Origin of the sequence: Neisseria weaveri (genome assembly GCF_900638685.1) — a bacterium.
Lineage (GTDB): Bacteria > Pseudomonadota > Gammaproteobacteria > Burkholderiales > Neisseriaceae > Neisseria > Neisseria weaveri.
The window spans coordinates 1,101,034-1,116,753 of sequence record NZ_LR134533.1 but is presented as its reverse complement, the minus strand read 5'-3'; the positions used below and the strand labels follow the sequence as shown (position 1 = coordinate 1,116,753).

The 15,720-nt window shown below is 52.3% G+C and carries 15 protein-coding genes and 1 tRNA gene; 12 read left to right on the top strand and 4 right to left on the bottom strand.

Translation table 11 applies throughout. The annotated features are described in order from the left end of the window. The first annotated feature begins 208 nt into the window (after positions 1 to 208). Complete coding sequence (locus tag EL309_RS05470; RefSeq protein WP_004284383.1) at positions 209 to 1,525, top strand: NCS2 family permease; 1,317 nt, start codon at positions 209 to 211, stop codon at positions 1,523 to 1,525. 447 nt (positions 1,526 to 1,972) lie between these two features. After that, a tRNA-Phe gene (locus EL309_RS05465) sits at positions 1,973 to 2,048 on the top strand. Positions 2,049 to 2,345: 297 nt separating this feature from the next. On the opposite strand, the gene dnaE is transcribed toward EL309_RS05465, so the two are convergent. The 4 genes from dnaE to EL309_RS05445 form a co-directional block, all read right to left on the bottom strand. Then, entirely contained in the window at positions 2,346 to 5,783 is a 3,438-nt protein-coding gene (dnaE, locus tag EL309_RS05460; protein WP_004284384.1) for a DNA polymerase III subunit alpha, read from the bottom strand. A 120-nt stretch (positions 5,784 to 5,903) separates the two neighbouring features. Then, a complete protein-coding gene (locus tag EL309_RS05455; RefSeq protein ID WP_004284385.1) occupies positions 5,904 to 6,218 on the bottom strand; it encodes an ArsR/SmtB family transcription factor in 315 nt (104 codons plus the stop codon). 176 nt (positions 6,219 to 6,394) lie between these two features. After that, complete coding sequence (locus tag EL309_RS05450; RefSeq protein WP_004284387.1) at positions 6,395 to 6,928, bottom strand: rhodanese family protein; 534 nt, start codon at positions 6,926 to 6,928, stop codon at positions 6,395 to 6,397. A 64-nt stretch (positions 6,929 to 6,992) separates the two neighbouring features. After that, complete coding sequence (locus tag EL309_RS05445; protein ID WP_004284390.1) at positions 6,993 to 7,187, bottom strand: YgaP family membrane protein; 195 nt, start codon at positions 7,185 to 7,187, stop codon at positions 6,993 to 6,995. A gap of 178 nt (positions 7,188 to 7,365) precedes the next feature. Here EL309_RS05445 and EL309_RS05440 point away from each other — a divergent pair, with 178 nt between their 5' ends. The 10 genes from EL309_RS05440 to mnmG all read left to right on the top strand — a co-directional run bounded on the left by EL309_RS05440 (position 7,366) and on the right by mnmG (position 15,718). Beyond that, on the top strand, positions 7,366 to 7,599 hold the full coding sequence (locus EL309_RS05440) for an RNA-binding S4 domain-containing protein (RefSeq protein ID WP_004284392.1): 234 nt from the start codon (positions 7,366 to 7,368) through the stop codon (positions 7,597 to 7,599). Then, the gene (locus EL309_RS05435) at positions 7,577 to 7,777 is read left to right on the top strand and encodes an oxidoreductase-like domain-containing protein (protein ID WP_004284394.1); all 201 of its coding nucleotides are present in this window, start codon (positions 7,577 to 7,579) and stop codon (positions 7,775 to 7,777) included. The genes EL309_RS05440 and EL309_RS05435 overlap by 23 nt, the downstream gene beginning before the upstream one ends. A gap of 20 nt (positions 7,778 to 7,797) precedes the next feature. Then, positions 7,798 to 8,634, top strand: coding sequence for a PHP domain-containing protein (locus EL309_RS05430; protein ID WP_004285490.1), 837 nt, complete (start codon positions 7,798 to 7,800; stop codon positions 8,632 to 8,634). A 59-nt stretch (positions 8,635 to 8,693) separates the two neighbouring features. After that, positions 8,694 to 10,544, top strand: a complete 1,851-nt coding sequence (locus EL309_RS05425) for an NAD(P)-binding protein (protein ID WP_004284397.1) — start codon at positions 8,694 to 8,696, stop codon at positions 10,542 to 10,544. A gap of 285 nt (positions 10,545 to 10,829) precedes the next feature. Next, positions 10,830 to 11,207, top strand: a complete 378-nt coding sequence (locus EL309_RS05420; RefSeq protein WP_004284398.1) for an ACP-like domain-containing protein — start codon at positions 10,830 to 10,832, stop codon at positions 11,205 to 11,207. Positions 11,208 to 11,322: 115 nt separating this feature from the next. Continuing rightward, a complete protein-coding gene (locus EL309_RS05415) occupies positions 11,323 to 11,943 on the top strand; it encodes an L-threonylcarbamoyladenylate synthase (protein WP_004284399.1) in 621 nt (206 codons plus the stop codon). A 39-nt stretch (positions 11,944 to 11,982) separates the two neighbouring features. Further along, positions 11,983 to 12,597, top strand: a complete 615-nt coding sequence (locus tag EL309_RS05410) for a Type 1 glutamine amidotransferase-like domain-containing protein (protein WP_004284400.1) — start codon at positions 11,983 to 11,985, stop codon at positions 12,595 to 12,597. 38 nt (positions 12,598 to 12,635) lie between these two features. Beyond that, on the top strand, positions 12,636 to 13,298 hold the full coding sequence (locus EL309_RS05405; protein ID WP_004284401.1) for a site-2 protease family protein: 663 nt from the start codon (positions 12,636 to 12,638) through the stop codon (positions 13,296 to 13,298). 24 nt (positions 13,299 to 13,322) lie between these two features. Beyond that, positions 13,323 to 13,658 carry a GIY-YIG nuclease family protein gene (locus tag EL309_RS05400; protein ID WP_004284403.1) on the top strand — a complete coding sequence of 112 codons (336 nt, stop codon included), beginning with the start codon at positions 13,323 to 13,325 and terminating at the stop codon, positions 13,656 to 13,658. 173 nt (positions 13,659 to 13,831) lie between these two features. Beyond that, complete coding sequence (mnmG, locus tag EL309_RS05395; protein ID WP_004284405.1) at positions 13,832 to 15,718, top strand: tRNA uridine-5-carboxymethylaminomethyl(34) synthesis enzyme MnmG; 1,887 nt, start codon at positions 13,832 to 13,834, stop codon at positions 15,716 to 15,718. Positions 15,719 to 15,720: the final 2 nt, after the last annotated feature.

The following is a 15,720-nucleotide window of genomic DNA, read 5'->3' as shown; positions in this document are numbered from 1 at the left end:
TGTAAATTTATTTATAAATGGCTGAATTAAATGGTCGAATACGTCCGGTGGTTTTGAAATAAAAATACAACACTTGTTTGCTGTTTTTATCGGATGCGTCGGGTTTTAGCCGATATTTGCTTAGGAATCGGCGCAATGCCGGTATGGGGAATGTTAAAATTCGTTATAATCGGTATCCTTTTTTATCTTTTGTATTTGAAAATCGATTATGAGCAACCCGTCTAATCCGAATTTGTTCGAACGCTTATTCAAATTGAGTGAGCATGGCACCAGTGTCCGTACCGAGCTGCTGGCCGGTCTGACTACCTTCCTGACAATGTGCTATATCGTCATTGTCAACCCGCTGATTTTGTCTGAAACAGGCATGGATATCGGTGCGGTATTCGTGGCCACCTGTATTTCTGCGGCCATCGGCTGCTTTATTATGGGGCTGTTTGCCAATTATCCGATTGCTTTGGCTCCCGGCATGGGCTTGAATGCTTATTTCACTTATGCTGTTGTTAAAGGCATGGGCGTGCCTTGGCAGATTGCATTGGGCGCCGTATTTATGTCCGGTTTGATTTTTATCCTGTTTAGCTTTTTCAAAGTGCGCGAGGCGATTGTCAATGCGTTGCCGATGTCTTTGAAAATGTCGATTGCTGCCGGTGTCGGCTTGTTTTTGGCGTTGATTGCTTTGAAAGGAGCGGGAGTTATCGTTGCCAATCCGGCTACTTTGGTGAGTATGGGCGATGTGCACAACCCGGCTGCTTTGTTGGCCATGCTGGGCTTCGTGATGATTGTGATGTTGGATTATTACCGTGTTCGTGGTGCCATTATTTTGAGTATTTTGGCAATTACCGTTATCGCGATTGCTATGGGTTTGGCCGAGTTTAAAGGCGTGGTCGGCAGTGTGCCGAGTGTGGCGCCGACCTTTATGCAGATGGACTTTAACGGCTTGTTTACTGCCAGCATGATCAGTGTGATTTTCGTTTTCTTTCTGGTGGATTTGTTCGACAGTACCGGTACGCTGGTCGGCGTATCGCACCGTGCAGGTTTGTTGCAGGACGGTAAATTACCCCGCTTGAAACGTGCTCTGTTTGCCGATTCGACTGCGATTGTGGCCGGTGCGACGTTGGGAACTTCTTCGATTACGCCTTATGTTGAAAGTGCGGCCGGTGTGTCTGCAGGCGGCCGTACCGGTTTGACTGCGGTGACGGTGGGTGTGTTAATGTTGGCCTGCTTGTGGTTCTCGCCATTGGCTCAAAGCGTGCCTGCTTTTGCAACGGCTCCGGCTTTGCTGTATGTGGGCGTGCAGATGATGCGCAGCGCGGTGGAAATCGATTGGAATGATTTGACTGAGGCCGCTCCGGCTTTCCTGACTATTGTTTTCATGCCTTTCTCTTACTCGATTGCTGACGGTATCGCGATGGGCTTTATCAGCTATGCCGTAATTAAATTACTGTGCAACCGTGCAAAAGACGTACCGCCTATGGTTTGGATCGTTGCCGTGTTGTGGGCGGCAAAATTCTGGTTCTTGGGCGCGTAATCCGCCGGTTTGTTTGCGTGAGGCACCCTGCTGTTGGAAAAGCGGCAGGGTGTTTTGTTTTAACGCCGTTAGTACCATCATGGGCAGGAAAGTAGCTTGGGTGCATAACTGTTTATTTATTGGGAACCCTGGCATGCCGTCTGAAATTGATGGCTTTTTCAGACGGCCTCATGCTGTGTGACGGTGTTTAATCCGAGCGTTTTAATTGTTCAATCAAATAAGCAGGTGAATATTTTTGGCTATTGACGTGCTACTGTGAAATCCGATTCATAACATAGACGGAATGGAAATTAAGATAATGTCGGAAATACTCCAAATTAGCAGACAGGCCGTTATTGGAAGTAATAATTAAATTTCAATTAAAATTAATGTGTTAATTTTTATGTTCGGATTATTTTGGAAATATCACTTGCAATGTTTCTCTGATTTTGGTTTAATAGCGTTTTCGGCCAGATAGCTCAGTTGGTAGAGCAACGGATTGAAAATCCGTGTGTCGGCGGTTCGATCCCGCCTCTGGCCACCAAAAATACCGCTTCAAGCGGCTATTTTTTTTGCCCGCTGTTTTTCAAACTTTGCTTTTTTAATCTTTTCAGCGGGCTGATTACGAATCGGTAGATGGTTGGAAGTTTTTGCTTTATTTGGAATGCCTGCAAAGCGAAGGTGCGGGTAGTGTCTCTGGATGCTGTTTTTATGGTAGCTGGTAAGAATTGAGAAGTATAGTTGGGGTTGATTTAGGAAAAAGGCCGTCTGAATTTCAGACGGCCTTTTTCCTTGGGTCTATTGTTTTATTAAGATGGTTGTGTTGCTTAAAGGCATTTGCTTAAAACGCTACTTTAAGGCCGCGTTCGCCCAATATGTTTTCCAATTGAGTAAAAAGCGTTTTGTCGGGTTTGATGAGCCATTTTGATGAGGCTTGTAAATCTCCGGTGGCGGCCGGATTGGTATAGGTGATTTTTATCGGAATGCCGTTACCGGGAGAGCTGCTGCGGTAGGGCTGTAATAATTCCGCCAATTCGGTGATGTTGTTTTGGGGCGTTAAGTAAAGATGCAGGCTGCGGGCATAGCGTTCGCGGGCGGTTTGCAGGGTCATGACTTGATTGGCCATAATGCGCAGGGCGTCGCCGCCGTTGTAGTCGTCGCGGCTGATTTTGCATTCTACAATCAGTGCTTGGTCGGTTTTTAGGCAGCCGGCGCTTTCTTCTAAGACGTTGCCGCTGACCATGATTTCGGCCTGGCCGTGTTGGTCTTCCAGAGTCAGGAATACGATCTTGCCGCGTTTGCCCATAATGCTGCGTATGTCGGTGGCGAATCCGGCGATGCGGATGTTGTCTTGCGGTTTCAGACGGCCTAAATGAATAGGGGCAATTTGTTTTGCTTCTTTGGCATAGGGGCTGAAAGGATGGCCGGAAAGGTAGAAGCCGAGCACTTGTTTTTCTTCGGCGAGTTTTTCTGATTCGCTCCACGCAGGGGCCGCTTCCATCTGCACGGGGTCGATGGCATCTTCTACGAAGTCGAACAGCCCGCCCTGATTGGCGTTGGCGGCTTTTTGTTCGGCGTTGCTGATGGCTAAGTCGATATTGGCGATCAGCATGGCGCGGTTGGGGTTGAGGTTGTCGAATGCGCCGGCGCGGATGAGGGCTTCGATTGTCCGTTTGTTTAGATGGGCTTTGTCGACGCGTTCGCAAAAATCCAAAAGATCGGTAAATGCTCCGCCGCTGTTTCGTGCGGCAATAATGGCTTCAACGGCAGCCTCGCCCGTGCCTTTAATGGCACCGAGCGCGTAACGGATTTGTTTTTGGTTATTCGGGGTAAACAGATAATCGGATAGGTTGATGTCCGGAGGCAGAAAGGTAACGCCATTGGCTCGGGAATCATCGTAAAAATGCTTGAGCTGGTCTGCATTATCCAACTCGCTCGACATGGTGGCGGCCATGAATTCGGCGGGATAATGCGCTTTCAGCCATGCGGTTTGGTAGGAAATCAGCGCGTAGGCGGCGGCGTGCGATTTGTTGAAGCCGTAGCCGGCGAATTTTTCCATGTAGTCGAAAATTTCGTCGGCTTTTTTGCGGGAAATGTTTTTTTCTTCCGCACCTTTGGCGAAGATTTCGCGGTGTTTCACCATTTCTTCGGGTTTTTTCTTACCCATGGCGCGGCGCAGCAAGTCTGCACCGCCGAGCGAGTAGCCGCCGATCACCTGCGCCGCCTGCATCACCTGCTCTTGGTAAACCATGATGCCGTAAGTCGGCTCCAACACCGGCTCCAGCAGCGGGTGGATGTATTCAAACGCCTGCCCCTTCATGCGGGCGACGAAATCGGGAATGTTGTCCATCGGGCCGGGGCGGTAGAGCGATACGAAGGCGATCAACTCTTCAAATTTGGTGGTGTGCGCCGTTTTCAGCATTTTTTTCATGCCGGTCGATTCAAACTGGAAGACGGCGGTGGTGTTGGCATCGCGGAAAATTTTGTAGGCGGCTTGGTCGTCGAGCGGAATGGTGTTTACGTCGATTTCTTCGCCGACGGTGTTTTTAATGTTTTCCTGTGCCATTTCGATAATGGTGAGGTTGCGCAAGCCCAAGAAGTCGAATTTCACCAAGCCCACGTCTTCCACGTCGCCTTTGTCGTACATCGACACGGGCGAGGCCGATTCGTCGGCCTGATACACGGGGCTGAAGTCGGAAATTTTGCCCGGCGCAATCAACACGCCGCCTGCGTGCATGCCCAAGCCGCGCGTGAGGTCTTCCAGCTTTTGCGCCAGCGTCATCAACTCTTCCGCGCCTTCTTCTTCGATCAGCTGGCGGATTTCCGGCTCCATTTCCATCGCTTTTTCAAGGCTCACGGGGCGGTTGGCTTCGAGCGGAATCAGTTTCGACAAGCGGTCGCACAGGCCGAACGGCAATTCCAACACACGGCCCACGTCGCGGATAACGGCTTTGGACGACATGGTGCCGAAGGTAACGATTTGGCTCACGGCATCGGCACCGTATTTTTCGCGCACATATTCAATCACGCGGCCGCGGTTGCTTTGGCAGAAGTCAATATCGAAGTCGGGCATGGAAACGCGTTCGGGGTTTAAGAACCGCTCGAACAGCAGTGCGTATTTCAACGGGTCGAGGTCGGTGATTTTCAGCGCGTAGGCCACCAGCGAGCCTGCGCCCGAACCGCGCCCCGGCCCCACCGGGCAGCCGTTGTTTTTCGCCCAGTTGATGAAGTCTTGTACGATGAGGAAGTAGCCCGGAAAGCCCATTTGGATGATGATGCCCAATTCAAAATCCAAGCGCGCCTGATATTCGGGCATTTTTTCGGCGCGTTCCGCTTCGTCGGGGTAAAGCTGCACCATGCGCTCTTGCAGACCCTCGTTGGAAAGTTGGGTCAGATAATCGTCGAGCGACATGCCGTCGGGCGTGGGGAACAGCGGCAAAAAGTTTTTGCCCAGCGTGAGCGTGAGATTGCAGCGTTTGGCGATTTCCACCGTGTTTTGCAGCGCTTCGGGCAGGTCGGCGAACCGCTCCACCATCTGCTCTGACGAGGCGAAATATTGGCTCGGCGTGAATTCGTGCGGGCGTTTTTTGTCGGCCAGCACCCAGCCGCCGGCAATGCACACCCGTGCTTCGTGGGCGCTGAAGTCTTCTTGGTTGAGAAACTGGGTCGGATGGGTGGCGACTACGGGTAAATCCAATTCCGCAGCGATTTCTAAGCTGCCGGATACCGAAGCCTCCCATTGCGGGCGTTCGGGTAGGCGTTGCAGTTCGAGGTAAAACGCATTGGGAAACCACGCCGCGTATTTCTGCGCCGCCGCTTTGGCTGCGTCGGCATGGCCGTTCATCAGGTTTGCGCCCACTTCGCCGTAGTGCGCGCCCGATAAGCAGATAAGGCCGCTGTTGTCGCCTTCTGCCAGCCACGTCTGCCGCAGCTCGGCATGATCGACGTTGCGGTCTTTGCCCACATAGGCGGCGGTAAGCAGCTCGCTCAGGCGCAGGTAGCCGCTGTCGTTTTTCACGATCAGCATGGCGCGGAAAGGTTTGTCGGGCGCGGCGGGGTTTTCAATCCACACGTCCGCCGCCGCCACCGGCTTGATGCCCGCGCCGCGGCAGGCTTTGTAGAATTTCACCAAGCCGAAAGTATTCATCAGGTCGCTCACGCCCAGCGCGGGCAGGCCGTAGGCTTGGGCTTGCTTGATGGCTTGCTTGATGCGGACGGTGCCGTCTGAAATCGAATATTCGGTATGCAGGCGAAGCGGGATGTAGGTCGGATTGGTCATGGCTGAAGCGTTAATGTTTCGGGAAGAAACGTATTGTAGCAGGGTTTTGCGATAGGGAAGGCCGTCTGAAATTGATGGCTTTTTTTCAGACGGCCTTGGTATGAATGGCTGCTTGGGCGTTTAGGCGTTATCGGTTGCCGGTGCGCAGAAAAAAGTGTGCAGCAGCCGGATGGTTTCGATGACCCGAGGATCGGCGATATAGTAAAGGCGTTCTCTGTGGTTGGGTTCGCAGGCGACTAAGCCGGCTTCGCGCAGCAGTGCCAGTTGGCTGGACATGGCGGCTTGCGGCAGGCCGGTGATTTCCGCCAATTCGGTAACGTTGCGGCGTTTTTCGTTCAGGCTGCACAATACGGCCAAACGGTTCGGATTGGCCAGCAGTTTCAGGAACGCGCTGGCGTCGGAGTAGGGTTGGTACGGTTTGGAATCTTCCATCATGGGTATTAAAGGTTTGTGTGGTAAATTAAAATTTTGTTGCCGCATTGATATTTATACGACATTTTTATTGTTGCGTTTATGAATAAACGGGCGCTAATCATACACGAGGCCGAGCCGGTTGTCTGTTTCTTAAGAGAAGAGGCCGTCTGAAAATTCAGACGGCCTCTTGGTTATATTTATGCCGGTTTGTTCCAAGGCATCAGGGCAAGCAGTCTTGCCATGCCGCAGAAACCGGTTACGCCCGCCAGCAGTAAACCGCAGCCGACAAAGGCGCAAAGCAGATAAAACAGCGGCGATACCAACCAGCCCAAAACCGCTCCGGTTAAAATCAGCAAACCGGCGGCAATCTGTACCTGACGCATCATTTCCAAGGGTTGGGACTTGTTGATGCGGGTTTGGAAACCTGCCGTTTTCCAGCCGTCCAAGCCTTTTTGCATGATGAAGCCTTCTTTACCGTTTTCGGCGCAGTATTGCGCCAGTTGCGCGGCGGCGTGTTGGGTACGCATGCCTGATTTGCAGTGAAACACCAAGCAGGACGCCTGTTGGATTTTTGCATCGGTTGACGAAGGCAGTTGGGCGGGAGACAGACAAACCGCCCCTTCGATATGTTCGCGGCGGTATTCGTCGGGTGAACGGATGTCGATCAGAACGGCACCGTTTTGCAGTTTGGTTTGGATTTCCCGTGCGGAAAGGGTAGTGATATCGGCCATGTTTTATCCTAATGTGCACCGGGCGGTACGCCGCCCGGCAGCAAAAATCAATGTGTCGGCTGTATTATTTTTTGCAGGAAGAGCAAGCAGTGTTGATGCCGAACAGCTTGTACAGCATACAGAAAGAAGTCAGGCCGGTGATCAACGGAATAATGCCGAGCCAACCCCACCAGCCGATTACGCCGGTTGCTGCCAGAATCATCAATACTGCGCCTACAATAATGCGGAGGGCTTTATCAATGCCGCCTACGTTTTTCATTTTGTTTACTCCTTAAAACGGACTGTTTACGCTATGTTTTCATATAATATAAATATTATATATGTTTAATATTATGTAAATAGGCGCTTGCTGTCAAACAGTTTTCCGTCCGACAGGCGGAATTTTTTGAAAAACTCGCGTAAAATAAGCCGATTTACAGTAAACCCAGAGTTGGAATATGAACGCCACCGTATATTTGGAAGACCATGAATACATAGCGCTTTGCGATTTGCTGAAGCTGGCCGGGCTGGCTGAAAGCGGCGGGCAGGCCAAAGCGTTTATTGCAGAAGGGCTGGTGTTGCGTAACGGTGAAACCGAAACCCGAAAAACAGCAAAAATACGCGGCGGCGAAGTGGTCGAGTTTGACGGTGTGGTGTTGGAGGTGGTAGATGGATACGACCCCGAAGCTTAAAGAAGAAGACTTGCTGCCCGAGCCGGTCAAACCTGAATTGTGGGAGTGCTGCGGCAGCGACTGCGGCGATGCCTGTATCCAGACGATTTATTGGAACGACAAAGCCAAATACGATGAACAGCAAAAGCGTTGGCGCGAGCAGCAGGCAGCGGAAAACGGCGGGCAGGAACAGGCCTGAGGCCGTCTGGAAAAATACCGATGATTGATTTACATTGCCACTCTACCGTTTCAGACGGCCGGTTAAGCCCGGCAGAAGTTGTCAGGCTGGCGCACGCCAACGGCTGTACCATGTTGGCTTTGACCGATCACGACCATACCGGCGGATTGGCCGAAGCGCGTGCCGAAGCCGGAAGCTTGGGTATGCGCTTGGTAAGCGGCGTGGAAATTTCCGTTACTTGGCGGCACCGGACCGTGCATATCGTCGGCTTGGATTTTGACGAACAAAACGAAGCACTGCAAAATTTGTTGGTCGAGGTACGCAAAGGCCGTCTGAAACGCTTGGCAGAGATTGCCGCCAAGCTAGAAAAAAAAGGAATTTCCGGTGCTTATGAAGGCGCATTGGCGTTGGCCGTCAATCAGGAAATGGTCAGCCGCACCCACATTGCCGAGTTTTTAATCAACCAAGGGCACGTCCGCAACAAACAGCAGGCATTTGCCAAATATTTGGGCGACGGCAAACCTGCGTCCGTCAAACACGAATGGGCAACTTTAGAGCAAGCCGTTTCCGCCATTTGCGGCGCAGGAGGCGTGGCGGTGATTGCTCACCCCATGCGCTACGGCTTTTCCGCTACCGCCAAGCGCAATCTGTTTGAAGAATTCAAAGCCTTGGGCGGGCAGGCCATCGAAGTGCACAGCGGCAACTGCGATAAAAACGACCGCCTGAACTATGCCTTGTTGGCCGAACGCTACGGTTTGTCGGCCAGTTTGGGCAGCGATTTCCACCGTCCGAACGATTACAGCGGCGGTACGTTGGGCGCTTGCCCCGAACTGCCCGATATATGCAAGCCGGTTTGGCATTCATTCCAGGCCGCCTGAAAATTTCAGACGGCCTTTTTATCACTTTAATAAACAAACACAACGAGGGAACACTTCTTATGAAATATCCTTTGACCCGCCGCCGTTTCCTGCAAGGTTCGGCCGCGTTGACCGGCTCGCTGGTGTTGGCCGGTTGCAGCGATTTATATAAATTAGTCAGCCCGGCTGAAGCTGCGGCCGTTTATTACCCGCCCGCCTTAACCGGCTTGCGCGGCGACCATGACGGCAGCCAGTCCGCCGCACACAGATTGGCGTTGAAAGGCGAGAAGCTTACTTTTCCGGATAAGGCTTCGGAAAATTATGATTTGGTTGTGATCGGTGCAGGCATCAGCGGTTTGACGGCTGCTTATCTTTACCGCAAAGCCCGTCCGCAGGCCAAAGTCTTGATTTTGGACAATCACGACGATTTCGGCGGTCATGCCAAGCGCAACGAATTTCAATACAACGGTAAAACCTATATCACTTACGGCGGCAGTGAATCGCTGGATTCGCCGAAAACTTCGTTTTCCGAAGATGCCCATGCCCTGTTGAAAGAATTGGGCGTGGATTACACCAAATTCGAGCAGTATTTCGATCAGGATTTGTATGAGAATACCTGGAAGCTGCAAGAAGGCTCGTTTTTCAATGAAGAAGTATTCGGAAAGGCGGCGGTAGTGGCCGGTTTGCCTGAAGCAGGAGAAGACGGTGCAGCCGGGATTATTGCCGGTTTTCCGTTGGCGGATGCCGACAAAGCGGCATTGGTTGCCTTATATACCGAGCCGGAAGATTATTTGAAAGACAAACAGAAGCGCGCGCGTATCGAGTATGCCGATTCGACCAGTTACTACGATTTTCTGAAAGACAAAGTGCAGCTGCCCGAAGGTGCGCTCAATTATCTGAAGGACATCAGCTCCGAATATTGGGGACACCCCATCAGCGCGATTTCCGTGGCGGAAGCGTTTGAAGAAGGCTATCCGGGCGTGCAGAATTTAGGTTTGCCCGAAGGCGAGGAGAGCGAGGAAGAACCTTATATCTACCATTTCCCCGACGGTAACGCTTCCATCGCCCGTTTGTTGGTGCGCAAACTGATTCCGGCGGCCGCAGCAGGCAGCACGATGGAAGACATCGTTACCGCCGCATTCGACTATGCCAAACTGGATCTGCCTGAACACGATGTCCGTATCCGTTTGAACAGCACGGCACTCTTGGCACAAAACAACGACGCCGGTGTTGCCGTTGCTTATTTGAAACACGGTGACAAGCAGTTGGTTCAGGTGCAGGCCAAACAATGTATTTTTGCCGGTCACAGCGCATTGGCGGCGCGGGTTATTCCCGAAATGGCCGAACCGCAGAAAACCGCAGCCATGACCAACGTTAAAGTGCCGATGGTCTATGCCAAAATGCTGATGAGAAATGCGGAAGCATTCAAAAAACTGGGGGTGTATTCACTCTATGCGCCGCAGTCGGCCTATTGCTTCATGCAGCTGGACGATCCCGTCAATATCGGCGACTACCGCGTGGCGCAAAGCCCGTCCGAGCCGGTTATTCTGCATGCCGTCCGTATTGCCACCGATTTCGAAGGCAAAACCGCACGCGACAAATACCGCAGCGGCCGCCGTAAGCTGTTGGAACAGGATTTGGTGGCATTGAAAGCGCAGCTGTTCGAACAAATGCGCAGCATTTACAGCTTGGCAGACGAGAATTTTGACGAAACGCTGCTGGATATCACGTTCAACCGTTGGGCACACGGTTACAGTTATGAGCAGGTAGGTTTGTGGGACAGCGACCAAACGATGGAAGCGGCCACCGAAACCATGCAGCAGGCTGTCGGCAATATTTTTATGGCAGGCAGCGATGTGGCGTGGATGCCGTATTTGCAGGACGCTGTTGATCAGGCTTACCGCGCCGTAAAAGAAGCGGTAGGCAAATAATGTTTCCATGAATAGGTATGGTTGATGACAGAGGCCGTCTGAAAATTTCAGACGGCCTTTTTCGTTGCGCGAAACAGACAGAAAGACTGCTTGGCAGTCCGCTTGGCGGTATGTTTTACATTACTCTGCAGAACACCCTTTCCGGTTTACCTGAAATTACACTCACCCGTCTTTTCGTAAATAGGAACGACCGTATAATCCGTTTCAAACCGACACGGTGTCCGCAGAAGTTTACGCATATCGTTATCGGGTATTTCGATTTTAAATGGATATTGAGAGAAAACCATGAAGAAAATTTTATCTACTTTGGTAGTGGTTGCCGCAGCGACATTGACTGCCGGTGTTGCACACGCAGATGCAGGCCAAGCGGTCCGCAAAAGCTCAGTAAACTATTCTTGCCAACAAGGTAAAAAAGTTAAAGTTACTTACGGCTTCAACAAACAAAACCTACCTGTATACGCTTCGGCTTATGTAAACGGCAAAACCCGCTACATGCCGGTTAACCTGAACCGTTCTGACAACGTAGAAACCATTTTCGGTGATGAAGACAACTTCAAACTGAGCACCGACTATATGAACCGTGCAAACCACCGTTCTAAAGCCATTATGATTACTTCTCCGGGTCAAGAGATTGTTTTCAAAGGCTGTAAACCCCGCCGTTAATATTCGGGCTGATCGCTGATAAAGGCCGTCTGAAAATTTCAGACGGCCTTTATTCATTATATAATTCAAGCCGTAAAAAATATTTGATACAACAACGAATAATAAGGAACACAATATGGCACAGTTTTTCGCCATCCACCCCGATAATCCGCAGGAGCGCCTAATCAAGCAAGCGGTGGAAATCATCAGAAAAGGCGGTGTGGTGGCTTACCCCACCGATTCCTGCTATGCGCTCGGCTGCCATTTGGGCGATAAAGATGCGATGGAACGCATTTTGCGCATCCGCCAAATCGATTTGAAGCATCATCTGACTTTGATGTGCGCCGATTTGAGCGAACTGGGTACTTATGCCAAAGTGGACAACAGCCAGTTCCGCCAGCTGAAAGCCGCCACGCCGGGCAGCTATACGTTTATTTTGCAGGCTACAAAAGAAGTGCCGAATCGCACTTTGCACCCCAAACGCAAAACCATCGGCCTGCGCGTGCCCGATAATAAAATCGCTTTGGCTTTGCTGGCCGAATTGGGCGAACCGCTGTTGAGTTGTACGTTGATGCTGCCGGAAGACGAAGAGCCGCTGACCGATCCGTACGAAATCCGCGATCGTTTGGAGCATTCCGTAGATTTGGTCATCGACGGCGGCTGGTGTGGTGTCGAGCCAACCACGGTGATTGACATGACCGACGGTGTGGAGTTGATTCGCGAAGGCAAGGGCGATGTGGCTTTGTTTGGCTTGTAACGAGGCCGTCTGAAAATTTATTAGTGAGAAAAGCCGACGATGAAATTGTTTCTAAACTCTTATTTTGCACAAACCTTTTCCCTGCTGCCGCCGTTTCTCAACGAACCGATGCAGGGAAAAACAGTCAGCTTTATTTCAACGGCAGCCGATGTGGAAACCGTCGATTTTTATGTGGAAGAAGCCCGCCAAGTTTGGCAGGCTTGGGGTGTGAAAATAGATGAAGTGGATGTGGCTGCGTTGGATGTGGAAAATATTGCGCGCAAATTGCGTGATAACGACTACATTTATGTCAGCGGCGGCAACACTTTTTATCTGTTGGCACAGCTTCGCGCGAAGCAGGCGGATAAGGTGTTGGCGGATTTGATTGCTGCCGGCAAACCTTATATCGGCGAATCGGCGGGCAGCATGATTTTGGCGGAGGATTTGTCTTATGTGCATGAAATGGACGAAGTTGCTCAAGCCGAATACGATACGCAGCACGGCTTGGGCATATTGAAGGTTTGCCCGTTGCCGCACGATGGGGAAGCGCCTTTTGCGGAAATCACGCGAGCCATCAAGGAAAAATATGCACATTTGCCGTTGCGTCCGCTCACCAATTCCCAAGCATTATTGATACAAGGCAGCAAGCCTGAAATGAATATTCAGGCCGTCTGAAATTTTCAGACGGCCTCACACACTGAAAAAGGAAAAGCATGTTTCAAAACTTTGATTTAGGCGTATTTTTATTGGCATTGCTGCCGGTGCTGCTGGCGATTACCGTGCATGAGGCGGCGCACGGCTATGCGGCGCGTTACTGGGGCGACCGCACGGCCGAGCAGTTGGGGCGGTTGACGCTGAACCCGGTTGCGCATATTGATCCGGTCGGAACGATTCTGGTACCGCTGCTGATGTTTATGTTTACGCCGTTTTTGTTTGGCTGGGCAAAACCCGTGCCGATTGTGCCGCGCAATTTCCGCAATATGCGCATGGGGCTGCGGATGGTGGCGATTGCCGGGCCGCTGTCGAATTTGGTGATGGCATTCGGCTGGGGCTTGAGCTTTGCTTTGGCGGCTTATGTGCCGGAATCGTTTCAATACCCCTTGTCGGAGATGTCGAAATACGGCGTGATGATTAACGCGGTGTTGTTTGTGCTGAACATGATCCCGATTCTGCCTTTGGACGGCGGGCGTTTTGTCGACAGCTTCCTGCCTGCGCGCGCATCGATGCAGTTCCATAAAATCGAACCTTACGGCATGTGGATTTTACTGTTTCTGCTGGTAACAGGCTTGTTGGGTACGGTTATGCAGCCGTTTATTTATGCGGTAATCGGTTCGGTTACCACGGTTGTCCGCTTTGTGGCGCAACTGCTTTCATAATGTAGGTATGAGGCCGTCTGAAAAATGAGCCTTGCCGACTTGCTGGCACAATACGGTTTGCCGGTTTTTCCCGAAGTGCAGACGGACGGTGGCTGGTGTGTTTATCTGATTTTATGCGGCAACGGTTCGCTTTATTGCGGTATCAGCAACCGCCCGGCCGAGCGTTTTGCCAGCCATGCGGCCGGAAAAGGCGCTAAGTTTACCCGTATGCACAAGCCGGTGGAAATGCGTTTGCTGTACCGCGGTTTGTGCCGCTCCCAAGCGGCGGTTTTGGAACCGTCGGTTAAGAAGCTCAAACCGTGTCAAAAAAAGCAGTTGTGGGCGTTTGCCGCGCAAGCCGCAACCCTTGAGGCCGTCTGAAAAAATGCCGTTTTGTTTTCAGACGGCCTCCGTATGGATTTGAAGTGTACTGATTCTGCAAAAAAGCGTACAATCCCACCTATTTTTCCAACCATTTAAAGTTGCGGTTTTTATAATCTATCCTACTGTTTTTACATAAAAAACCGCTCAATCGAAAATATTTACGTCCAATTATGATTTACCCCAAAACCTATGATGTCATCGTGGTCGGCGGCGGCCATGCCGGCACCGAAGCCGCCCTCGCCGCCGCACGCATGGGCGCGCAAACGCTTTTACTCACACACAATATCGAAACCCTCGGCCAAATGTCGTGCAACCCTTCCATCGGCGGCATCGGCAAAGGCCATCTCGTGCGCGAAGTCGATGCACTCGGCGGAGCCATGGCCTTGGCCACCGATATGTCGGGTATTCAGTTCCGCCGCCTAAACGCCAGCAAAGGCCCCGCAGTACGCGCCACCCGCGCACAGGCCGACCGCATTCTGTATAAAGCCGCCATCCGCGAAATGCTTGAAAACCAGCCCAATCTGGAAATTTTCCAGCAGTCGGTTGAAGACATCACGCTCGAAGGCGAACGCGCAAGCGGCGTGAAAACCGCCATGGGCGTCGAATTCAAAGGCCGTGCCGTTGTGCTCACCGCAGGCACATTCCTTGCCGGCAAAATCCACATCGGCTTGGAAAATTATGCCGGCGGACGCGCAGGCGACCCCGCCGCACAAGGCTTGTCGGGCCGTCTGAAAGAACTGGCGCTGCCTGTCGCCCGCCTCAAAACCGGCACCCCGCCGCGCATCGACGGCCGCACCATCGATTTCTCGCAGCTTACCGAGCAGCCCGGAGACACCCCCGTGCCCGTGTTTTCCGTGCGCGGACATGCCGCACTGCACCCGCGCCAAGTGTCGTGCTGGATTACCCACACCAACCTGCAAACGCACGACATCATCCGCTCCGGTTTCGACCGCAGCCCCATGTTTACCGGCAAGATCGAAGGTGTCGGCCCGCGCTACTGCCCCTCGATTGAAGACAAAATCAACCGCTTCGCCGACAAAGACAGCCATCAGATTTTTCTCGAACCCGAAGGTCTGACCACCAACGAATACTACCCCAACGGCATTTCCACCAGCCTGCCGTTCGACATCCAACTCGCCCTCGTGCGCTCCATGAAAGGCTTGGAAAACGCCCACATCCTGCGCCCCGGCTACGCCATCGAATACGACTATTTCGACCCGTGCAACCTCAAAGCCAGCCTTGAAACCAAAAGCATCGCCGGCCTGTTTTTCGCCGGACAAATCAACGGCACCACCGGCTACGAAGAAGCCGCCGCACAAGGCCTGTTGGCCGGAGCCAACGCCGTACAGTATGTGCGCGAACGCGACCCGCTGCTGCTGCGCCGCGAACAAGCCTATCTCGGCGTTTTGGTAGACGACTTAATCACCAAAGGCGTAAACGAGCCTTACCGCATGTTTACCAGCCGCGCCGAATACCGCCTGCAACTGCGCGAAGACAACGCCGACATGCGCCTTACCGAAGACGGCTACAAAATCGGCCTCGTTACCGAACCGCAATGGCAGGCTTTCGAGCAAAAACGCGAGCAGATCGAACGCGAAATCCAACGCCTGAAATCCACTTGGTACACCCCAGCCAAACTGCCCGAAAGCGAGCAAACCCGCGTATTCGGCCAAAAACTGTCGCGCGAAGCCAACCTGCACGACCTCTTGCGCCGCCCCAATATCGACTACGCCGCCCTGATGACCCTGCCCGATGCAGGGCCGTCTGAAAACCTGCCCGAAAGCGTGGTCGAACAAGTAGAAATCCAAGTGAAATACCAAGGCTATATCGACCGCCAAAACGAAGAAATCGAAGGCCGCCGCGATATCGAAACCCTGAAACTGCCGTCTGAAATCGATTACGGCAAAGTCAAAGGCTTATCCGCCGAAGTGCAGCAGAAACTCAACCAGCACCGCCCCGAAACCGTAGGCCAAGCCTCGCGCATTTCCGGCGTAACCCCCGCTGCCGTCGCCTTGCTGATGGTGCATTTGAAACGCGGATTTAAAGATGCGAAGTAAGC

Coding starts and splice junctions, on each gene's coding strand:
- EL309_RS05470 (WP_004284383.1), top strand. CDS start 209: ATGAGCAACCCGTCTAATCCGAATTTGTTCGAACGCTTATTCAAATTG.
- dnaE (WP_004284384.1), bottom strand. CDS start 5,783: ATGACCAATCCGACCTACATCCCGCTTCGCCTGCATACCGAATATTCG.
- EL309_RS05455 (WP_004284385.1), bottom strand. CDS start 6,218: ATGATGGAAGATTCCAAACCGTACCAACCCTACTCCGACGCCAGCGCG.
- EL309_RS05450 (WP_004284387.1), bottom strand. CDS start 6,928: ATGGCCGATATCACTACCCTTTCCGCACGGGAAATCCAAACCAAACTG.
- EL309_RS05445 (WP_004284390.1), bottom strand. CDS start 7,187: ATGAAAAACGTAGGCGGCATTGATAAAGCCCTCCGCATTATTGTAGGC.
- EL309_RS05440 (WP_004284392.1), top strand. CDS start 7,366: ATGAACGCCACCGTATATTTGGAAGACCATGAATACATAGCGCTTTGC.
- EL309_RS05435 (WP_004284394.1), top strand. CDS start 7,577: ATGGATACGACCCCGAAGCTTAAAGAAGAAGACTTGCTGCCCGAGCCG.
- EL309_RS05430 (WP_004285490.1), top strand. CDS start 7,798: ATGATTGATTTACATTGCCACTCTACCGTTTCAGACGGCCGGTTAAGC.
- EL309_RS05425 (WP_004284397.1), top strand. CDS start 8,694: ATGAAATATCCTTTGACCCGCCGCCGTTTCCTGCAAGGTTCGGCCGCG.
- EL309_RS05420 (WP_004284398.1), top strand. CDS start 10,830: ATGAAGAAAATTTTATCTACTTTGGTAGTGGTTGCCGCAGCGACATTG.
- EL309_RS05415 (WP_004284399.1), top strand. CDS start 11,323: ATGGCACAGTTTTTCGCCATCCACCCCGATAATCCGCAGGAGCGCCTA.
- EL309_RS05410 (WP_004284400.1), top strand. CDS start 11,983: ATGAAATTGTTTCTAAACTCTTATTTTGCACAAACCTTTTCCCTGCTG.
- EL309_RS05405 (WP_004284401.1), top strand. CDS start 12,636: ATGTTTCAAAACTTTGATTTAGGCGTATTTTTATTGGCATTGCTGCCG.
- EL309_RS05400 (WP_004284403.1), top strand. CDS start 13,323: ATGAGCCTTGCCGACTTGCTGGCACAATACGGTTTGCCGGTTTTTCCC.
- mnmG (WP_004284405.1), top strand. CDS start 13,832: ATGATTTACCCCAAAACCTATGATGTCATCGTGGTCGGCGGCGGCCAT.